This window comes from Streptomyces cupreus, assembly GCF_014257025.1.
Taxonomy (GTDB): domain Bacteria; phylum Actinomycetota; class Actinomycetes; order Streptomycetales; family Streptomycetaceae; genus Streptomyces; species Streptomyces cupreus.
The window spans coordinates 57,821-74,066 of record NZ_JACMSF010000018.1; the positions used below are offsets into that span (position 1 = coordinate 57,821).

At 69.3% G+C, this 16,246-nt stretch carries 19 protein-coding genes; 5 read left to right on the top strand and 14 right to left on the bottom strand.

The genetic code is table 11. From position 1 onward, the window contains the following. Window positions 1-102 precede the first annotated feature (102 nt). From H4N64_RS18510 to H4N64_RS18525, 4 genes are all read right to left on the bottom strand, one after another. Window positions 103-1,182, bottom strand: a complete 1,080-nt coding sequence (locus H4N64_RS18510; protein WP_336246726.1) for a hypothetical protein — start codon at window positions 1,180-1,182, stop codon at window positions 103-105. 86 nt (window positions 1,183-1,268) lie between these two features. Next, a complete protein-coding gene (locus H4N64_RS18515) occupies window positions 1,269-1,940 on the bottom strand; it encodes a SigE family RNA polymerase sigma factor (protein ID WP_418896274.1) in 672 nt (223 codons plus the stop codon). Window positions 1,941-2,310: 370 nt separating this feature from the next. Next, entirely contained in the window at window positions 2,311-3,369 is a 1,059-nt protein-coding gene (locus tag H4N64_RS18520; RefSeq protein WP_186283460.1) for an aspartate-semialdehyde dehydrogenase, read from the bottom strand. Continuing rightward, entirely contained in the window at window positions 3,369-4,646 is a 1,278-nt protein-coding gene (locus tag H4N64_RS18525; protein WP_186283461.1) for an aspartate kinase, read from the bottom strand. Before H4N64_RS18525 ends, H4N64_RS18520 begins: the two co-directional genes overlap by 1 nt. Window positions 4,647-4,832: 186 nt before the next feature. Here H4N64_RS18525 and H4N64_RS18530 point away from each other — a divergent pair, with 186 nt between their 5' ends. Further along, a complete protein-coding gene (locus H4N64_RS18530; protein ID WP_186283462.1) occupies window positions 4,833-5,504 on the top strand; it encodes a response regulator in 672 nt (223 codons plus the stop codon). After that, complete coding sequence (locus tag H4N64_RS18535; protein ID WP_186283463.1) at window positions 5,504-6,802, top strand: HAMP domain-containing sensor histidine kinase; 1,299 nt, start codon at window positions 5,504-5,506, stop codon at window positions 6,800-6,802. The genes H4N64_RS18530 and H4N64_RS18535 overlap by 1 nt, the downstream gene beginning before the upstream one ends. Here H4N64_RS18535 and H4N64_RS18540 read toward each other — a convergent pair. Then, window positions 6,768-7,259: an SgcJ/EcaC family oxidoreductase gene (locus H4N64_RS18540; RefSeq protein WP_186283464.1), complete on the bottom strand. Its 492-nt coding sequence runs from the start codon at window positions 7,257-7,259 to the stop codon at window positions 6,768-6,770. The genes H4N64_RS18535 and H4N64_RS18540 overlap by 35 nt on opposite strands. Before the next feature lie 393 nt (window positions 7,260-7,652). On the opposite strand from H4N64_RS18540, the gene H4N64_RS18545 reads away from it, so the two are divergent. Beyond that, window positions 7,653-8,309, top strand: coding sequence for a TSUP family transporter (locus H4N64_RS18545; RefSeq protein ID WP_418896275.1), 657 nt, complete (start codon window positions 7,653-7,655; stop codon window positions 8,307-8,309). A gap of 3 nt (window positions 8,310-8,312) precedes the next feature. Here H4N64_RS18545 and H4N64_RS18550 read toward each other — a convergent pair whose 3' ends face one another. The 4 genes from H4N64_RS18550 to H4N64_RS18565 all read right to left on the bottom strand — a co-directional run bounded on the left by H4N64_RS18550 (window position 8,313) and on the right by H4N64_RS18565 (window position 10,931). Continuing rightward, complete coding sequence (locus H4N64_RS18550; RefSeq protein ID WP_260859788.1) at window positions 8,313-8,615, bottom strand: Uma2 family endonuclease; 303 nt, start codon at window positions 8,613-8,615, stop codon at window positions 8,313-8,315. A 103-nt stretch (window positions 8,616-8,718) separates the two neighbouring features. Beyond that, complete coding sequence (locus H4N64_RS18555; protein WP_336246727.1) at window positions 8,719-9,726, bottom strand: hypothetical protein; 1,008 nt, start codon at window positions 9,724-9,726, stop codon at window positions 8,719-8,721. A gap of 246 nt (window positions 9,727-9,972) precedes the next feature. Further along, the gene (locus H4N64_RS18560) at window positions 9,973-10,155 is read right to left on the bottom strand and encodes a DUF397 domain-containing protein (protein ID WP_186283466.1); all 183 of its coding nucleotides are present in this window, start codon (window positions 10,153-10,155) and stop codon (window positions 9,973-9,975) included. Further along, window positions 10,152-10,931 (bottom strand): DUF5753 domain-containing protein, encoded by a 780-nt coding sequence (locus H4N64_RS18565; protein WP_186283536.1) that lies wholly within the window; start codon window positions 10,929-10,931, stop codon window positions 10,152-10,154. The genes H4N64_RS18560 and H4N64_RS18565 overlap by 4 nt, the downstream gene beginning before the upstream one ends. Before the next feature lie 114 nt (window positions 10,932-11,045). Between H4N64_RS18565 and H4N64_RS18570 the strand changes: the two genes are divergently transcribed. Continuing rightward, the gene (locus H4N64_RS18570) at window positions 11,046-11,453 is read left to right on the top strand and encodes a hypothetical protein (protein WP_186283467.1); all 408 of its coding nucleotides are present in this window, start codon (window positions 11,046-11,048) and stop codon (window positions 11,451-11,453) included. Here H4N64_RS18570 and H4N64_RS18575 read toward each other — a convergent pair. From H4N64_RS18575 to H4N64_RS18590, 4 genes are all read right to left on the bottom strand, one after another. Further along, complete coding sequence (locus tag H4N64_RS18575; RefSeq protein WP_186283468.1) at window positions 11,438-11,890, bottom strand: hypothetical protein; 453 nt, start codon at window positions 11,888-11,890, stop codon at window positions 11,438-11,440. The genes H4N64_RS18570 and H4N64_RS18575 overlap by 16 nt on opposite strands. Before the next feature lie 114 nt (window positions 11,891-12,004). Next, window positions 12,005-12,664 (bottom strand): DUF5063 domain-containing protein, encoded by a 660-nt coding sequence (locus tag H4N64_RS18580; protein WP_186283469.1) that lies wholly within the window; start codon window positions 12,662-12,664, stop codon window positions 12,005-12,007. Then, complete coding sequence (recR, locus tag H4N64_RS18585; protein ID WP_186283470.1) at window positions 12,657-13,256, bottom strand: recombination mediator RecR; 600 nt, start codon at window positions 13,254-13,256, stop codon at window positions 12,657-12,659. Before recR ends, H4N64_RS18580 begins: the two co-directional genes overlap by 8 nt. Before the next feature lie 60 nt (window positions 13,257-13,316). Beyond that, entirely contained in the window at window positions 13,317-13,655 is a 339-nt protein-coding gene (locus tag H4N64_RS18590) for a YbaB/EbfC family nucleoid-associated protein (protein WP_186283471.1), read from the bottom strand. A 268-nt stretch (window positions 13,656-13,923) separates the two neighbouring features. On the opposite strand from H4N64_RS18590, the gene H4N64_RS18595 reads away from it, so the two are divergent. Next, complete coding sequence (locus H4N64_RS18595) at window positions 13,924-14,634, top strand: SLATT domain-containing protein (RefSeq protein ID WP_186283472.1); 711 nt, start codon at window positions 13,924-13,926, stop codon at window positions 14,632-14,634. Between the two features lie 6 nt (window positions 14,635-14,640). Here H4N64_RS18595 and H4N64_RS18600 read toward each other — a convergent pair whose 3' ends face one another. After that, window positions 14,641-16,188 (bottom strand): PstS family phosphate ABC transporter substrate-binding protein, encoded by a 1,548-nt coding sequence (locus H4N64_RS18600; protein ID WP_186283537.1) that lies wholly within the window; start codon window positions 16,186-16,188, stop codon window positions 14,641-14,643. Window positions 16,189-16,246 lie beyond the last annotated feature (58 nt).

Sequence of the window (16,246 nt, forward strand, 5' to 3'; positions counted from 1 at the left end):
GTGTGACGCCAGCAGCGGGTACGGCGGTACGGCTGTCCGCAGCGGCGGGTACAGCGGTACGGCTGTCCGCAGCCACGCGGGTTCTGCCGCACCGCCCAAGCCCTACGCCCCCGCCAGCACCCCGGTCCAGTAAACCGTCCCCGCGCATGCCCCCGAGATCGTCGTCTGGGCTGTCGGGGCACCCGGCTCCGCCGTGTTCGTCACCGTTACCGTGCCGTCCGTCGTGCCGTCTTCCGTGACCAGCTGGGTGGACATGCCGTCGTCGGTGCCTGTTGAGGTGCCCCCTGTTGTGCCTGTGCCGGCGGAAGGGCTGGGGTCGGGGGTGGGGTCGCCGCCGCCGCCTACTGTGCCGCCCGAGTCGCCGCCCGTGGAAGAGCAGGCTTCTGATGCGACCCAGGCGAACTTGACCTCGTACGACGCGCCCGGCTGGAGCAGCAGGGACGTCAGTTCCAGGGACGGGTCGGGCAGGGCCGTGGCCGGGTCGCCGGAGATATGACGGGCCGTCGAGATCTTCGTCGCGTCCGCCGCGCCGCCGGGCACCGTGCTCAGCGTGCCGGGGCTGGTGACCGTGCAGGGCACGAGGGAGGAGTTGGTGAAGCGGAACGTGCCGTAGACCGTGCCCGCCGTGTCCGGCGCGTCCGCGCCCGCCGCGGCGACCGCCAACTGCTCCGCCGTACAGACGGCCGCGCCCGTGCCGGTGGTCACCGCCGGGTCGGCCGAGCCGCCCGAGCCGGCGCCGCCGCCGTCGCCCTTGCCCTCGTTCTCCTTCTGCTCGCTCTCCTTGCCCTGGTCCTCGGTCTTGTCCGAGGCACCGCTGGAGGAGCTCTCGCCGGTGTCCGGGTCCGCGCCCTGGCTGGCGCCGCCCTGTGCCTGGGTGCCGTGCCCCGCCACGGAGGGGTTCGCGTCCGGGCCGGTCGTCTGCGAGACGTGCACCAGCGCCGGGACCGCCGTACCGACGAAGAGGGCCGCCGCGGCCATGCCGACGAGGGCCTGCCGCTTGCGCGCCCGACGGGCGGGCACCGCCCGCCGCAGGTGCTCCAGCGTGCCGTCGCGCGGCTCGATCTCCTGCACCGCGTCGTGCAGCAGCCTGCGCAGGTCCAACTCGTCCGAGCCGGGACCGGCCTGACCCTGGACCTGCGCCCTCAGCGCATCCGGCTGCTGGCCGTCGGGGCCGTGGTTCACAGTTCCGTTCCCAGCGTGCGATTGCTTCGGCGTCCGGTCCCCCTCGGGGACGTCTCGGTGGCGCCGCCGTTCCTCGTGGCCCTCGCTCATGCCGGCGCCTCCATCGCGACCCGCAGCGCCGCGATGCCGCGCGAGCCGTACGCCTTGACCGAGCCCAGCGACAGGCCGAGCGTCTCGGCGACCTGCGCCTCGGTCATGTCCGCGAAGTAACGCAGGACGAGGACCTCGCGCTGCCGGCGCTGGAGGCCCTTCATCGCCTTGATCAGGGAGTCGCGCTCCAGCTGGTCGTAGGCCCCCTCCTCCGCGCTCGCCATGTCCGGCATCGGCTTGGACAGCAGCTTCAGGCCGAGGATGCGGCGGCGCAGGGCCGAGCGGGAGAGGTTCACGACCGTCTGGCGCAGGTACGCCAGCGTCTTCTCCGGGTCTCTGACTCTCTTGCGCGCCGAGTGGACGCGGATGAACGCCTCCTGGACGACGTCCTCGCAGGAGGCGGTGTCGTCGAGGAGGAGCGCGGCGAGACCCAGCAGCGACCGGTAGTGGGCGCGGTAGGTCTCGGTGAGGTGGTCGACGGTGGTACCCGCCACGACGTCGTCCGCACCTTCACGCGGGCTGGGGATGCGGGCGGGCCGCGCTGCGGGCATGGGCGCGATCACCGGCATGCCGCCGGGCGCGCCGGGCATGCGGGTTCGGCGGGAAGGGCGCGGCGGCCGTAGGGCCGTGCCGCGCGTCGCCGCAGGGAAGTCGAGTACCTCAGCCACGCCAGTTGGACACGCTTCCCCCCGAGAGGGTTGTACGTGCCGGACGTCACTTTTGCGTCAGGCAGCACGGCTGACGGTGCCTCACATGCACTCATGCGTCCCGCTCTTCCCCTATGTCCCATATGAACGGGCGTCCCCACGCCCGGCTCATGGCGTCCCCACGCCTAAAACGCGTCCACACACCCGCCGAAGGGCGACCGCAAAGACGCTCCCCGCCCTCCGCGCGGTTGCGGAGGGCGGGGAGGAAATCTTCGAACGCCGAAGAGGTCCTGTTCAAGTGGTACGGACCATCATCCGGCTCACATCTCTCACGCAGATCCTACAAACGTTTTACGGCGGGCCCCCGGAGTTTTCCGGCCAACGGCTCCCGTCACGAAAACTCTGCCGCCACCAGCTCGGCGATCTGCGCGGTGTTCAGGGCCGCTCCCTTGCGCAGATTGTCTCCGCACACAAAGAGTTCGAGCGCCGTCGGGTCGTCCAGCGCCCGTCGCACCCGCCCGACCCAGGTGGGGTCGGTGCCGACGACATCGGCCGGTGTGGGGAACTCCCCCGCCTCCGGATTGTCGAAGAGGACGACCCCGGGTGCGGTGGCGAGGATCTCGCGGGCCCGGGCGACCGTGACCTCGCCCTCGAAGCGGGCGTGCACGGTCAGGGAGTGCGTGGTGATCACGGGGACACGGACACAGGTGACCGCCACCGGGAGCTGAGGCAGTCCGAGGATCTTGCGGGACTCGTCCCGCACCTTCATCTCCTCCGACGACCAGCCGTCCTCGCGCGGCGACCCGGCCCAGGGGACGACATTCAGCGCGACCGGCTCCGGGAAGGGACCGGTGTTCTCGCCCACGGCCCGCCGTACGTCACCGGGGCTGGTGCCGAGTTCCGTACCGGCTACCAGCGCCAGTTGCTGCCGTAGCGTCTGCACGCCCGCGCGGCCCGCCCCGCTCACCGCCTGGTACGACGAGACCACCAGCTCGCGCAGGCCGAACTCGGCGTGCAGCGCGCCCAGGGCGACGATCATCGAGAGGGTCGTGCAGTTCGGGTTGGCGATGATGCCGCGCGGCCGCATCCGGGCCGTGTGCGCATTGACCTCGGGGACGACGAGGGGCACCTCCGGGTCCATCCGGAAGGCGCCCGAGTTGTCGACGACCACGGCACCGCGCGCGGCGGCGATCGGCGCCCAGCGCTCGGCCACCTCGTCCGGTACGTCGAACATGGCGACGTCGACCCCGTCGAAGGCCTCCTCCGACAGGGCCACCACCTCGACCTCCTCGCCGCGCACGGCCAGCTTGCGGCCGGCCGAGCGCGGCGAGGCGATCAGACGGATCTCGCCCCAGATGTCCGCGTGCTGGGACAGGATCTGGAGCATGACCGTGCCGACGGCTCCGGTCGCTCCCACGACCGCGAGCGTCGGCCGTCCCTTGAGGGCCATCAGCGCCCTGTGCCTCCGTAGACGACGGCCTCGTCGCTGTCGGAGTCGAGCCCGAAGGCGGTGTGCACGGCGCGTACGGCCTCGTTGACGTCGTCGGCGCGGGTGACCACCGAGATACGGATCTCGGAGGTCGAGATCAGCTCGATGTTCACGCCCGCGTCGGACAGGGCGGTGAAGAAGTCGGCGGTGACCCCGGGGTTGGTCTTCATACCCGCGCCGACCAGGGAGATCTTGCCGATCTGGTCGTCGTAGCGCAGCGAGTCGAAGCCGATGCCGTGCTTGTTCTTCTCCAGGGCGTCGATGGCCTTGCGGCCCTCGGCCTTGGGGAGCGTGAAGGAGATGTCCGTGAGCCCGGTGGAGGCGGCGGACACGTTCTGCACGATCATGTCGATGTTGATCTCGGCGTCCGAGATCGTGCGGAAGATCGCGGCGGCCTCGCCCGGCTTGTCCGGCACGCCGACGACCGTGATCTTGGCCTCGGAGGTGTCGTGCGCGACACCGGAGATGATGGCCTGCTCCACCTTCTTGTCCCCTTGCTCGATCGGCTCGCTGCTGACCCAGGTGCCCTGCAGCCCGCTGAAGCTGGACCGGACGTGGATCGGGATGTTGTACCGGCGGGCGTACTCCACACAGCGGTGGAGCAGCACCTTCGACCCGGAGCTGGCCAGCTCCAGCATGTCCTCGAAGGAGATCCAGTCGATCTTCTTCGCCTTCTTCACCACACGCGGGTCGGCGGTGAACACGCCGTCGACGTCGGTGTAGATCTCGCAGACCTCGGCGTCGAGCGCGGCGGCCAGCGCGACGGCCGTGGTGTCGGAACCACCCCGCCCGAGCGTGGTGATGTCCTTCTTGTCCTGGCTGACGCCCTGGAAGCCGGCGACGATGGCGATGTTGCCCTCGTCCACCGAGTCACGGATCCGGCCCGGCGTGACGTCGATGATCCGGGCTTTGTTGTGGACCGAGTCGGTGATGACGCCTGCCTGGCTGCCGGTGAAGGACTGGGCCTCGTGACCCAGGTTTTTGATCGCCATGGCCAGCAGGGCCATGGAGATCCGCTCTCCGGCGGTCAGCAGCATGTCGAACTCACGCCCGGCAGGCATCGGGGATACCTGCTCGGCGAGATCGATCAGCTCGTCCGTCGTGTCGCCCATCGCGGAAACGACGACGACCACCTGGTGGCCGTTCTTCTTCGCTTCCACGATCCTCTTGGCGACGCGCTTGATGCCCTCGGCATCGGCTACGGAGGAGCCTCCGTACTTCTGCACGACAAGGCCCACGTGCGCTCCTCGCTCAGTCCGTGTGTGTCGGCTCAGTTTAACGAGCGCCCGAATCTCACCTTCGCGGTATCGCATGGTGAGATTTCGGCGCCCAGGTCAGCGCATGCCCAGAGAATCACTCCGGGAAAAGTGCCTCGCGTCACAAGTGACCCCTGTGGATTAAGTTTCAAGCACTAAGGTGCGGCTGTGCGCGTACTCCTGGTGGAAGACGATGAGCCGGTCGCCGAGTCCCTCAGACGCGGCCTGATCCGCTACGGCTTCGAGGTCGAGTGGGTCACCACCGGCGGTGCGGCCTTGGCCCACGAGGGCCCCTACGACGTCGTACTCCTCGATCTCGGCCTGCCCGACACCGACGGCCTGGACGTCTGCAGGGCGCTGCGGGAGCGCGGCGAGGTGCCGATCATCGTGATCAGCGCCCGCAGCGACGAGACGGACCGGGTGGTCGGCCTGGAGCTGGGGGCGGACGACTACGTCTCCAAGCCGTTCGGGGTGCGCGAGGTCATCGCGCGAATACGAGCGGTCATGCGCCGTGTGCAGCCCCGTACCGCCGCTTCGGACAACGGCCCCGACCGCTACGGCACCCGCCTGACCGTCGACCGCAAGGCGGCCCGGGTCCGGCTGGACGGCGAGGAGGTGGCGCTCGCGCCCAAGGAGTACGACCTGCTGGCCTTCCTCACCGAGGAGCCGGGCGCGCTGATGTCGCGCGAGCAGATCATGGAGGCGGTCTGGGACGCGAACTGGTTCGGGCCGACGAAGACGCTGGACGTCCATGTGGCGGCGCTGCGCCGCAAGCTGGCCGGGGTGATCACCATCGAGGCCGTCCGGGGCGTCGGCTTCCGGCTGGAGATCGACTCCTGATGATCCGCCAGCTCATCGTCAGTTACGTCCTGCTGGTCGGCGTGGCGCTGGCCGCCTTCACCGTGCCGGTCGCCTTCACACTGACCGCGCAACTGCGCGGGGACACCGAGCAGACGGTACGTCGTGAGGCGCAGACCATGGCGGTGCTGCTGGCCGACGGCGACCCCTCGGCGCGCGAGCTGCTGAACCGTAATGTCGAGGCATACGCGGAACAGGGACTGGGCCGGATCGAGGTGCTCCCCGCATCGGAGGCGCCCACGGGCACCGAGGAGCACTGGGGCGACGACACTCTCCAGGTCACGGTCCCGGCGCAAGGGCGCGACGGCGATCTCGTGGGCGCCGTGCGCATCACCTATCCGACGAAGGAACTCACCGACCGCCTGTGGACGATCTGGGGCTTCCGGGCGATCCTCGCCGTCGCCGTGCTCGCGGTGGCCGTCGGCATCGGCGCCCTGGTGGCGCGCAGGCTGACCCGCCCCCTGCGCCAGCTCAACGACATGGCGAGCAAGCTCAGCGACGGCGATCTGACCGCCCGCGCCCCCGTGACCGGGCCGCAGGAGACCCAGACCCTGGCCCGCACCCTGAACCAGGCCGGCGAACGCCTCGACACGCTGGTCGCCTCGCAGCGCATCTTCGTGGCGGACGCCTCGCACCAACTCCGCACCCCCCTCACGGCGTTGCGGCTGTCCCTGGACAACATCGCGGACGGCGTCGACGACGAGTTCGTACGGGAGGACGTGGAACAGGCGACCGCCGAGGTCGTCCGGATGAGCCGGCTGGTCAACGGACTGCTGGTACTGGCGCGAGCGGAAGCGAAGGTCACGGCCGCCGAGCCGCTGGCGCTGCCGGAGATCGTGTCCGAACGGCTCGCGGTGTGGCGCCCCGCCGCCGACGAGCGCGGAGTGGCCATCGCCCTGCGCCTGGACGCCGACGAACGGCCACTGGTGCTGACCAGCCCCGGTCACCTCGACCAGGTGCTGGACAACGTGCTCTCCAACGCCCTGGAGGTGTCGCCGGACGGCTCCACGATCACCGTGCGGATCGAGTCCCGCGGCGACACGGTGACGCTCGCCGTGCTGGACGAGGGCCCGGGCATGTCCGACGCGGAGAAGTCCCGTGCATTCGACCGCTTCTGGCGCGGCCAGGGCCTGACCGGGCGCTCCGGTTCCGGCCTCGGCCTCTCCGTCGTCAAGCAGTTGGTGACGGACGACGGCGGGAAGGTGATGCTGGAGGACGCGCCGGGCGGCGGGCTGACGGTGCTGATCAGCCTTCGGGCATCGCAGAGGAGTGGTGGTTGACGATCTTCCACTCGCCGCCGCGCTTCTCGTACTCGTAGGTGTAGCGGGCCGTGACGGTGCTCTTCTCGCCGGTGTCGTGGTCGGTGAGCGCGAACTGGTAGACCCCGGTGTCGATCGCCGAGTTCCCGTCGAGGATGTTGATGCGCGTCTCGACCTTCGTGCCGACCGGCTTGTTCTCCAGGAAGTGCTCGAAGTAGTCGACGATTCCGGCGCGGTCGGTACGGACCTTGTTCGAGACGGTGGGGAGAAGGACGGCGTCCTTGGCGTACCGGTCCGCGACCTTCTCGGGGTCGCCGGTCTTCAGAGCGGCGTTCCAGCCGTCGAAGAGGGCGGCGATCTGCTTCTTGGAGGGCCTCTCCTCGGTACCGGCGGCGCCGATCCCGACGGTGACGGTGCCCACAGCGGCGAGGGCGGTGGCGGTGACGACGGCTGCGCGTATGCGGGTCTTGCGGGTCATCGCAACTCCAGTGCGGTGAGAGGTGGGGTCTCTGTGAAGTGACTCCAGGCTCTCTTTGCACTGGTTAGGGGGTGTGCAGGGGAGATACAGGGGGGAGACAGGGGTCGGTCAAATCTGGGGTGGGGTGAGGAAAGGGGCGTATTCCTCGCGGAGTTGGCGGACGTGCGGGCCGTCGCAGAGGAGGCGTTGGCAGTCGGTGATGAGGGATGCGGCCAGGTCTCGGGCGCGGGGTAGGTCGCCGGCTGCCTTCCAGAGGAAAGTGACAAGCGCACGGCGGCTGGTCAAATTGATCGTGCGCTGTCGGCGACCGGAGGATACCGAGCTGTGACAGGCGACAACGCGCTTCTGACGGCGATCGTGCTGCTCGGCTCCTCCGTGCAGTGGCTGACCGGCATGGGGTTCGCCCTGGTCGCCGTACCGGCGCTGATTCTGCTGCTCGGCCCGACCGACGGCGTGGCCCTCGCCAACTGCGCCGCCGGGGCCATCTGCGTCGTAGGGCTGGCAGGGGGCGGCTGGCGGCAGGTGAGGGCGGGCGCGATGGTCCCGCTGTGCGTGGCGGCGGCGTGCACGGTACCGGCGGGGACGTGGATGACGCGGCAACTTCCCGAGCCCGTCCTGCTGTTGGTGATGGGCGGTTTGGTGACCGTGGCGGTACTGCTGGTGATGCGGGGCGCCCGGGTGTCCGCCCTGTCCGGGCGCTGGGGCGCGGTCGCGGCCGGCGCGGCGGGCGGCTTCATGAACTCGGCGGCGGGGGTGGGTGGGCCGCCGGTGTCGTTGTACGCGGTCAATGCGGGGTGGACGGTACGGGAGTTCGTACCGGACGCGCTGTTCTACGGCGTCGTCGTCAACGTCTTCTCGGTGACGGCGAACGGGGTTCCGGGGCTGAGCGGAACGAAGTGGGTCTCGGTGCTCGCGGCCATGGCGGCGGGCGGGGTGATCGGCAAGGGGCTCGCCTCCCGGATACCCGAGAAGCGGGCCCGCCTGCTCGTGCTGCTGCTGGCCCTGACGGGCGGCGTGACGACTTTGGGGAAGGGGGTGTGGGGGCTGTGATGTTCACCGGTTCCGGAAGCTTGACGGTGGCGCGCCGAAGGGGAGCTTCTCCTCGTGTCGGTAGCGGCCGTCTTCCGGCTGGTTGAACACGACGACCGAGCAGTCGTCGCGGTCGATGAGGAGGTGGACGGGGATGCCTGCGGCGGCGTAGCCACGGTGCTTCTCCACACGCGTGTGCCAGTCCGTGTCCCGATCACCCGCGGTGACCTCGACGGCCATGAGCACCCCCGCGGCGTCGCTCCATTCACCGTGCCCGACGAAGTGCCGCGCCGGAGCAAGCACACCGTCGGGGCGCACCCGCCCCATGCGGTCGGCTTCCTGTCATGCCCCGGAGACTGTGTGGTCCAGCTCCTCGAACTCCTCAACGGACAGCTGCGGCCGGTGTTCGATCCTGGGAGGCATGGCACGCTCACAGCAGGCCCGCCGCGCGACGCAGCGCGTCGACGCGCTCGGTGACGTCGATGGGCTCGTCGGCGCCGGGCGGGGTGCCGTCCTCGCGTGGGGCGGGGAGGAACGTGTCCGGGATGTACCCGTCCCCGGGCCCCGCCGCCTCGATCTCCGCCAGGCATTCGCGGCACAGACCGTTCACGATCTCCGTCGTCCGCTCGTCCGCGTCGCACAGAGGACAGACCATGATCACGCGGGTCACCCGAGCACGACGGGCGGCCTTCTGCCGGATCTTCGCCTTCTTCGGGGGCATCTTGTTCTCCAATCGGCTGCGGGCGAATCCGCCCGGGTTGGTCACAGTGGGCGGGAGCCCGTCGATCAGGGCCTTGGTGATGTCATGGGGCGTCGCGCCACGGGACAGCCACTGGGCTGCGAGGGATTCGAGAGAACGGCAGTCGCGGTCGGACAGCGGCATACGGGCGTCCGCGGTACGGAGTTCTGCGAGGGTCCGGTACGCCGTACTGGACTCCTCCGCGACCTGCTCCTCCGCGGCCTGCTCCTCCGTCTCCGGAGCCGCCTCTTCGGCCTCCTCGGCGCGGACCAGCCCGGACATGTAGTCATCGGTCACGTCCCTGCCGTGCCGCTCCTCCGCGAACTTCGCCCACCACTCCGGTGACCTGCGCGTACGCTGCCAATACGTACGCGTCACCCATCGCATCGAGTTGTCCTCGACGGTGATGTGCTCCCTGATCCAGCGCAGGTGGCCGGCCGTCGTGATCCATCCCAGCGCCGAGCGCACGGCCTGCTGGCCGTAGTGGGGGTGCGCCGCCGCGATTGCCTTGTAGCCCATCGCGTGGCCCTCTTCGAGATGGTCGACGAAGACGGCGATCTCGCGCTCACGGGGGCTCAGGTGTGCGAAGTCCGGGTCGGCGTGCGGGTCTTCGTCACCGCCGGAGCGTTTGCCGTAACCCGTTTTGGCCATGGGGTGGGACGGGGACGGCAGGGCAGGGCTAAGCTGCAAGTAAGCCACGATCGAGTCCTGTTCGATCCGTAGGTCCAGGCCCCGGAGCCGGTGTTGGCGCACCGACCGGGGCCGAACTATTTGCTCGTTTGCCGCGAACCTAGAGCGGCTTTACGTTCCGACGCAAGCCGATCACGGAACGTCACCCGTTCGAGGTGCGAACGCCTCAACTCACGTACAGACTTGGTTAGTTGGGTGGGATTTCAACCAAACCAAGCGCCCGGAAACCCATGGGAAGAGCTCGAAGCCCGAGGCTCAAGCTCCGGGCTGAACTGCGGAAATGAAGGCCGCCCAGGCGGGGCCGGTGAGGTGGAGTTCGGGGCCGGTGGGCTGTTTCGAGTCACGGATGTGGACGCGGCTGGCGAACGCGACTTCGACGCAGGCGCCGCCCTCGTCGTCGCTGTAGCTCGACTTGAACCACTTCAGCCGGTCATTCATGTCGCATCCACCATCCGCTCGATGAAGCGGGCCGACTCAGCGGGGCTGAGGGCCTGCGCGCGGATCATGCTAAGGCGCCCTGCCACCCGGCTGACAACCTCCGGTTCGGTCGACAGCTCGCTGGCGAACGGCCCTTCCGTGAACACGGATTGCTCGTGTTCGCGCGCCTCCAGCAGAACCATGGGCCCCATGAGTGCTGCTGTGATGGCCCGCTCGAACGGGAGCACCTGCAACTCGACGTTCCGCAGACGGGACACCTCCAGCAGGCGGCGCAGCTGTTCGACGTCTGCATGAGGGCTGCGCAGCACCGCCTCGTAGAGCACGAAGCCAAGGGCCACGGGCGGCTTTCGCTCGGTGAGAATGGCCTGCCGTTCCATCCGCGCCGCGATGCGCTCCTCCACCGTCTCCTCGTCCAGAGGCGGGTAGCGGTTCTCGATCAGCGCCCGTGCATATCCCCTCGTTTGCAACAGCCCCGGGATGAGGGTGACCTCGTACCACCAGAGACTGATCGCCTCCCGCTCGCGCTCCATGAAGTCCTGCGCCCGCGCCGGGAACTTCTCCCGCTGCAAGTAGTCCTTGCCCGCGCTCAGCAACCCGTCCGCCTTGCACAGCACATCCGCCGCATCGAGCGCCCGCGGCGTCGGCATTCGTACGCCCTGTTCCATGGACTTGCTCGTGTCCGGGGAGTAGTTGGCCGCGGCGGCCAGCTCCTCGTGGGTGACGTTCGCCTTGATGCGCCAGCACTTCATCTGGTTTCCGGTGTAGCGCCAGGCCATAGGGGCCTGGGAGTTGGAGTTGTACTGGCCCGACACAGCACCCACCTCCGACCGATACACCCCGGCGTGTATCACCTCAGTCACTACCGAGCGTAGCCTCGCGGGCGTCACCGTGTGACCATGACGAAAGTAATCGACCCGCTTGAGTGGGTCCCCGCCTCGGGCCACCAACTCCACATGGTCGGCGTGCACTTCGACGCCGTACGGATCGAGGGGGTACGCGGAGAGCTGGTCGCGGAGGAACTCATCGAGGCGGCCAAGGGTGACGCGGGGCCAATCGTGTGCGAGGCCACAGGGTTCCGGTGGATGTACTTACTGCTGGCGCCAGGGGTAGCGCGGAAGCACCACTGGCCCCTGGGCGTGCAGCGGTTCGGTGGCAGAGGCTCGCGGACCGTGGCGTACATCGGGATCCCGGCGCTGGACGGCAACACCTGGCCCCTGCGCTGGTACAGCGAGCCGACCCCGACGGCGCCGTACGTCGTCGCGGGGGCGTTGCTCGCCGCGTGTCAGGCCTTGGAGTAGTTCTCGGGAGGCGTGCAGGCGATTCCGGAGGGGCGCTGCTGACAGAGGGTGATCTTGATCCGATCGATTCCGCCTACGAGATCCGTGTCGCCGATCGTGAAGTTGAAGTCGCGGATCTGACCGAGGTCACTGGCGTCGTTGGCGGTCCTGGACTCGGAATCGATCTTCGTCGACCCCGCGTAGGCCTCGAAGTAGACCGTGGTCGGAACGGGGCCGGCTTCGATGTCCGTCACGGAGCCCTGGATGTTCGCGGTGCGGTTGTACCAGGTGATCACGCCCGACGTGTAGCCATCCACGTTGTCTTCGGTGCAGGAGACACCACAGAGGCTGAACTCATCCGTCGGGTACTCCGCCGCTGCCGCAGGGGCGGCCGCGACAGCGAGAGCGCCGACGGCCGCCAGGACGCCGACAGCCGCCTTGCGTACAAATCGAGACATTCCTCTACCTCTCCGCTTTGCCAATCGAGTTGGCGTTCTCGTGGCGGTGCACGAGGAATGCTCACGCATGGCGAGCGCGTGAGGAACCTGGATAGTTGCAGGGTCGGCGGGGCGCTACTTCACCGTCCGCATTCCCAGGGGCCCCGCGATCTCCTCCGCCATGACCTTGCCCGCCTCGAACTCCAGGGTGTCGTCGCCCATGGACTGGTCGGTGTCCAGGCCGTCCAGTTCCTCCAGGGGCTGGTTCAGGCGGACGTGGGCCAGGACCGACTGCAGGGCGCGCAGGGAAGCCGAGGCGGTGGAGCCCCAGTTGGAGAAGTAGGAGAACTGCCACCACCACAGGGCCTCCGTGGTGCGGCCCGCACGGTAGTGGGCCATGCCGTGGCGCAGGTCGGTGATGACGTCCGCGAGGTCGTCCGAGATACGGGCCGGGACAGGCGCCTTGCGGGGCTCGTACGGGTCGAAGACCTCCGAGTAGACATCCACGGGGTCGAGCAGCCGGGCCAGGTTCTCGCGCAGCTCGTCCACGTCCGGCTCCGGGCCCAGGTCGGGCTCGTAGCGCTCCTCGGGGACGATGTCCTCGTGCGCGCCGAGCCGACCGCCGGCGAGCAGCAGCTGGGAGACCTCCAGCAGCAGGAAGGGGATCGCCGATTCCGGCTCGTCGCCCTTCGCCACCTCGGTGACCGCTACGAGGAAGCTCTCGACCTGGTCCGCGATCTGGACCACGAAGTCGTCCGGGTCCTGGTTCGTCGCGTGCAGCGTGGCGTCAGACATCTAGGAGTCGTCTCCCCTCGAAGGCGCGGCCGAGTGTGACCTCGTCCGCGTATTCCAGGTCGCCACCCACCGGGAGGCCGCTGGCCAGGCGGGTGACCTTGAGGCCCATGGGCTTGATCATGCGGGCGAGGTACGTGGCCGTGGCCTCGCCTTCCAGATTCGGGTCCGTGGCCAGGATCAGCTCCGTGACCGTACCGTCGGCCAACCGCGCGAGAAGTTCTCGTATACGCAGGTCGTCGGGGCCCACACCTTCGATGGGGCTGATCGCCCCGCCCAGGACGTGGTAGCGGCCGCGGAACTCGCGGGTGCGCTCGATGGCGACCACGTCCTTCGGCTCCTCCACCACACAGATGACCGCGGGGTCGCGGCGGGCGTCGCGGCAGATGTTGCAGAGCTCTTCCTGCGCGATGTTTCCGCACGTCGCGCAGAAGCGGACCTTCGCCTTGACCTCCATGAGGGCCTGGGCGAGGCGCCGTACGTCCGTGGGTTCCGCCTGCAGGATGTGGAAGGCGATCCGCTGCGCGCTCTTGGGACCGACGCCGGGCAGCCGACCCAGCTCGTCGATCAGGTCCTGGACCACGCCTTCGTACAACGGACTGCCGCCCTTCCTGGGGGTTCCTTCACTACGTACGGTAGAGGGCCCACGGCCGTCTTAGAAAGGCAGGCCGGGGATGCCGCCGCCGAGGCCCTGCGCCAGCGGACCGAGCTTCTGCTGCTGGAGCGCCTGGGCGTTCTCGTTGGCCGCGTGTACGGCCGCGACGATCAGGTCGGCGAGGGTCTCGGTGTCGTCCGGGTCCACCGCCTTGGGGTCGATCTTGAGGGCGCGGAGTTCGCCGGCGCCGGTCACGGTCGCCTTCACCAGGCCGCCGCCCGCCTGACCGTCGACCTCGGTCCTCGCCAGTTCCTCCTGGGCGTTCGCCAGGTCCTGCTGCATCTTCTGAGCCTGCTGGAGCAGCTGCTGCATGTTGGGCTGGCCACCACCGGGAATCACGATCAGCTCCTTGTCGTACGGCTTCTGGAACCGAGCCTACGTGGTCCGCGCAGCCATCGCCCCGGCACTCTTTCGAGTGAGGCGAATGTGTGGCCTATACCTGATCAAGGGCCACTTCCGAGCGGAAAAGCGGCGAAAGCCGCTCCTTCGCCACCCATTGGGCGGTAGGAAGAATCTGCGCATGAGTGGTCGGCCGTCACACACTGTGATCGGCGAGGGCCGGGTAGGTACCACGTAGACCAGGTAGGGACCAGGTAGGGAGTGCCGGGTGGGTCAGCCGGAGATGCAGCCCGAGTATCCGCCGGGCGATCTGACGGGGCGGGTGTTTCCGCCGGGCGACTGGGGTGAGCCCGCGGTGCGGCTGGACGAGCTGTACCAGTGGGTGGAGCGCGGGGCGCTGGACACGGCGGCCTGGTATCTCGCGGACCGGGTGTGGAAGCGGCGGGGGGCGCGGGTGCTGCGTGGGGGCGCGGCGGTGGGGGCGGTGTCGGGGGCCGCGCTGCCGTTGCTGGACATGACGGGGGCGATGGGCGGGGCGGCGCCGTGGGGGTATCTCGCGCTGCTGCTCGCGGTGGCCTGCGTGGCGGTGGACCGGTACTTCGGGGTGACGTCCGGGTGGATAAGGGACGTGGCCACGGCGCAGGCGGTGCAGCGGCGGCTGCAGGTGCTCCAGTTCGACTGGGCGTCGGAGAGCGTGCGGGAGGTGCTGGGGCCGGCGGAGGGGACGGCGAGCGAGGCGGCTGAGCGGTGTCTCGGGGTGCTGCGGCGGTTCTCGGAGGATGTGACGGAGCTGGTGCGCACGGAGACGGCGGACTGGATGGTGGAGTTCCGGACGGGGTCCGCGCCGATGGGGATCCAGGGGGCCGTGGCGGGGGGCGGCCGGCAGGACGGGACGGTGGTGCATGGGCGGTTCCCGACGTCGCCGGGGGGTTCAGCGCGACCGAACATGCCACGTCAGCGGCCGCCGGAGCCCAGGTGAGCCCGCCTACTCGGACTCCCTGCACAGCCGTTCCCCCTCCGGCGTCGAGCACGGGACGTGGTCGTGGGTTCGGATCAAGGTCTCGCCGTTGTTCCGGATGTAGTCGAGGAAGCTGCCCGCCAGGGAGCCGCCCGGTGGGTCGCCGTAGGTGTAGGCGTACTCCACTCCGAAGTACGGGTACGGGGCCGCCCGCTCTATCGCCGCCACCGAGGCCGTGGCGCCGCCCAGGGGGACCCTCGTGATGTGCTGCTGGGCCGTCGCGAGGTTCAGCTCGCTGTAGCCGATCGCGCCGCGGATCTCCGCCACCTTCTTCAGGACCTCCTCCGTGGAGTCCAGTTCGCAGCGCACGGGCGCCGAGCGGTCCGTCTGGATGTCGCAGTCCAGGGACGTGCTCGGTACGCCCTCCCAGGTGCCGTCCAGTACCTGGTCCTGGAAGACCTGGCGGGTGCCGGAGTCCGCGTCCCGGCTCACCAGGACGACCCGCCAGTGCGGCAGCTTCGGGTCCAGCTCGTCCCAGTGGGTGATGTCGCCCACGTAGATGCGCCGCACGTCGGCCAGGGACAGGCCGTTCGGAAGCTTCAGGCCGTCGTTCGCCACCAGCGCGAAGACGGAGAGGGCTATCGGCAGGCGGGTCAGCGAGTCGTCCGCCCGCTTGCTCGCCCCGTCGTGGAACGCGATCATCGACGCCCGCCTGCTCCTCGACTCGCCTTCCAGCGCCGCCAGTTCGCCCACGCCCGCCGAACTTCCCCTCGCCTCCACCGTGATCTCCGAGCCCTCGCAGTCCTTCTCGTACTCCTTCGCCAGATCCCGTACCACCGGCGCGAAGGCCGTCGAGCCGGTGATCGTCAGGCTGCCCCTTTCACAGCCGAGCGGCGGTGGGCTGTCGTCGCGGACCACGACGATCGTCGAGAGGGTGAGGACCGAGACCGTGAGCATGATGGTGATCAGCCGGGCCGCCCGGCTGAACAGCGGCGGCTTGTCGTCCGGTGTGGCGCTGCGGTTGGGGTGCACCTCCCCGTCCCGGATGCCGCCGATGAGGCGGATGTCGCGGCCCACGTCACCGCCCGACAGCAGCACGAGCAGCTTGAAGTGCTCGCCCCGGTTGAGCGGGACGCGCGGGATGCGCAGGGTGTTGCCGCCGTTGTCGTAGCCGAAGCCGGCGTGCGGGGTGAAGTGGCTCATCAGGTGGTCGGTGCCGGGCGGCTGGGTGACCGACACACCGCGGATGTTGCGGTCCGTGAACACCGCTGTCAGACCGTGGAGTTCACGGCTCGTGTAGTCGTCGTGGCCGATGCCCTGCGAGCCGTCGTTCTCGATGCGCAGCAGCACCAGGGTCGCCTGGTGCATGCCCGGCGCCTCGTCGAAGAGGCCCAGGCGGACGTTGGCCCGGCCGGACGTCACATCGTCGCCGATGGGGTTGTCCATCTGGACGCGGTAGCCGATCCGCTTACGGCGCGGCACCCGGCGCTCGTACCACACCATGACGGCCGAGGCCACGATGCCGGCCACGGCCGTCGCCACGGCCACGACGTTCTCTGCGCTCAGCAACTCCATCGGGTGCCCCCGCAACTCCCCGGAGCCGGACAAGTGCCGACACTTTATGTTCGGCGGA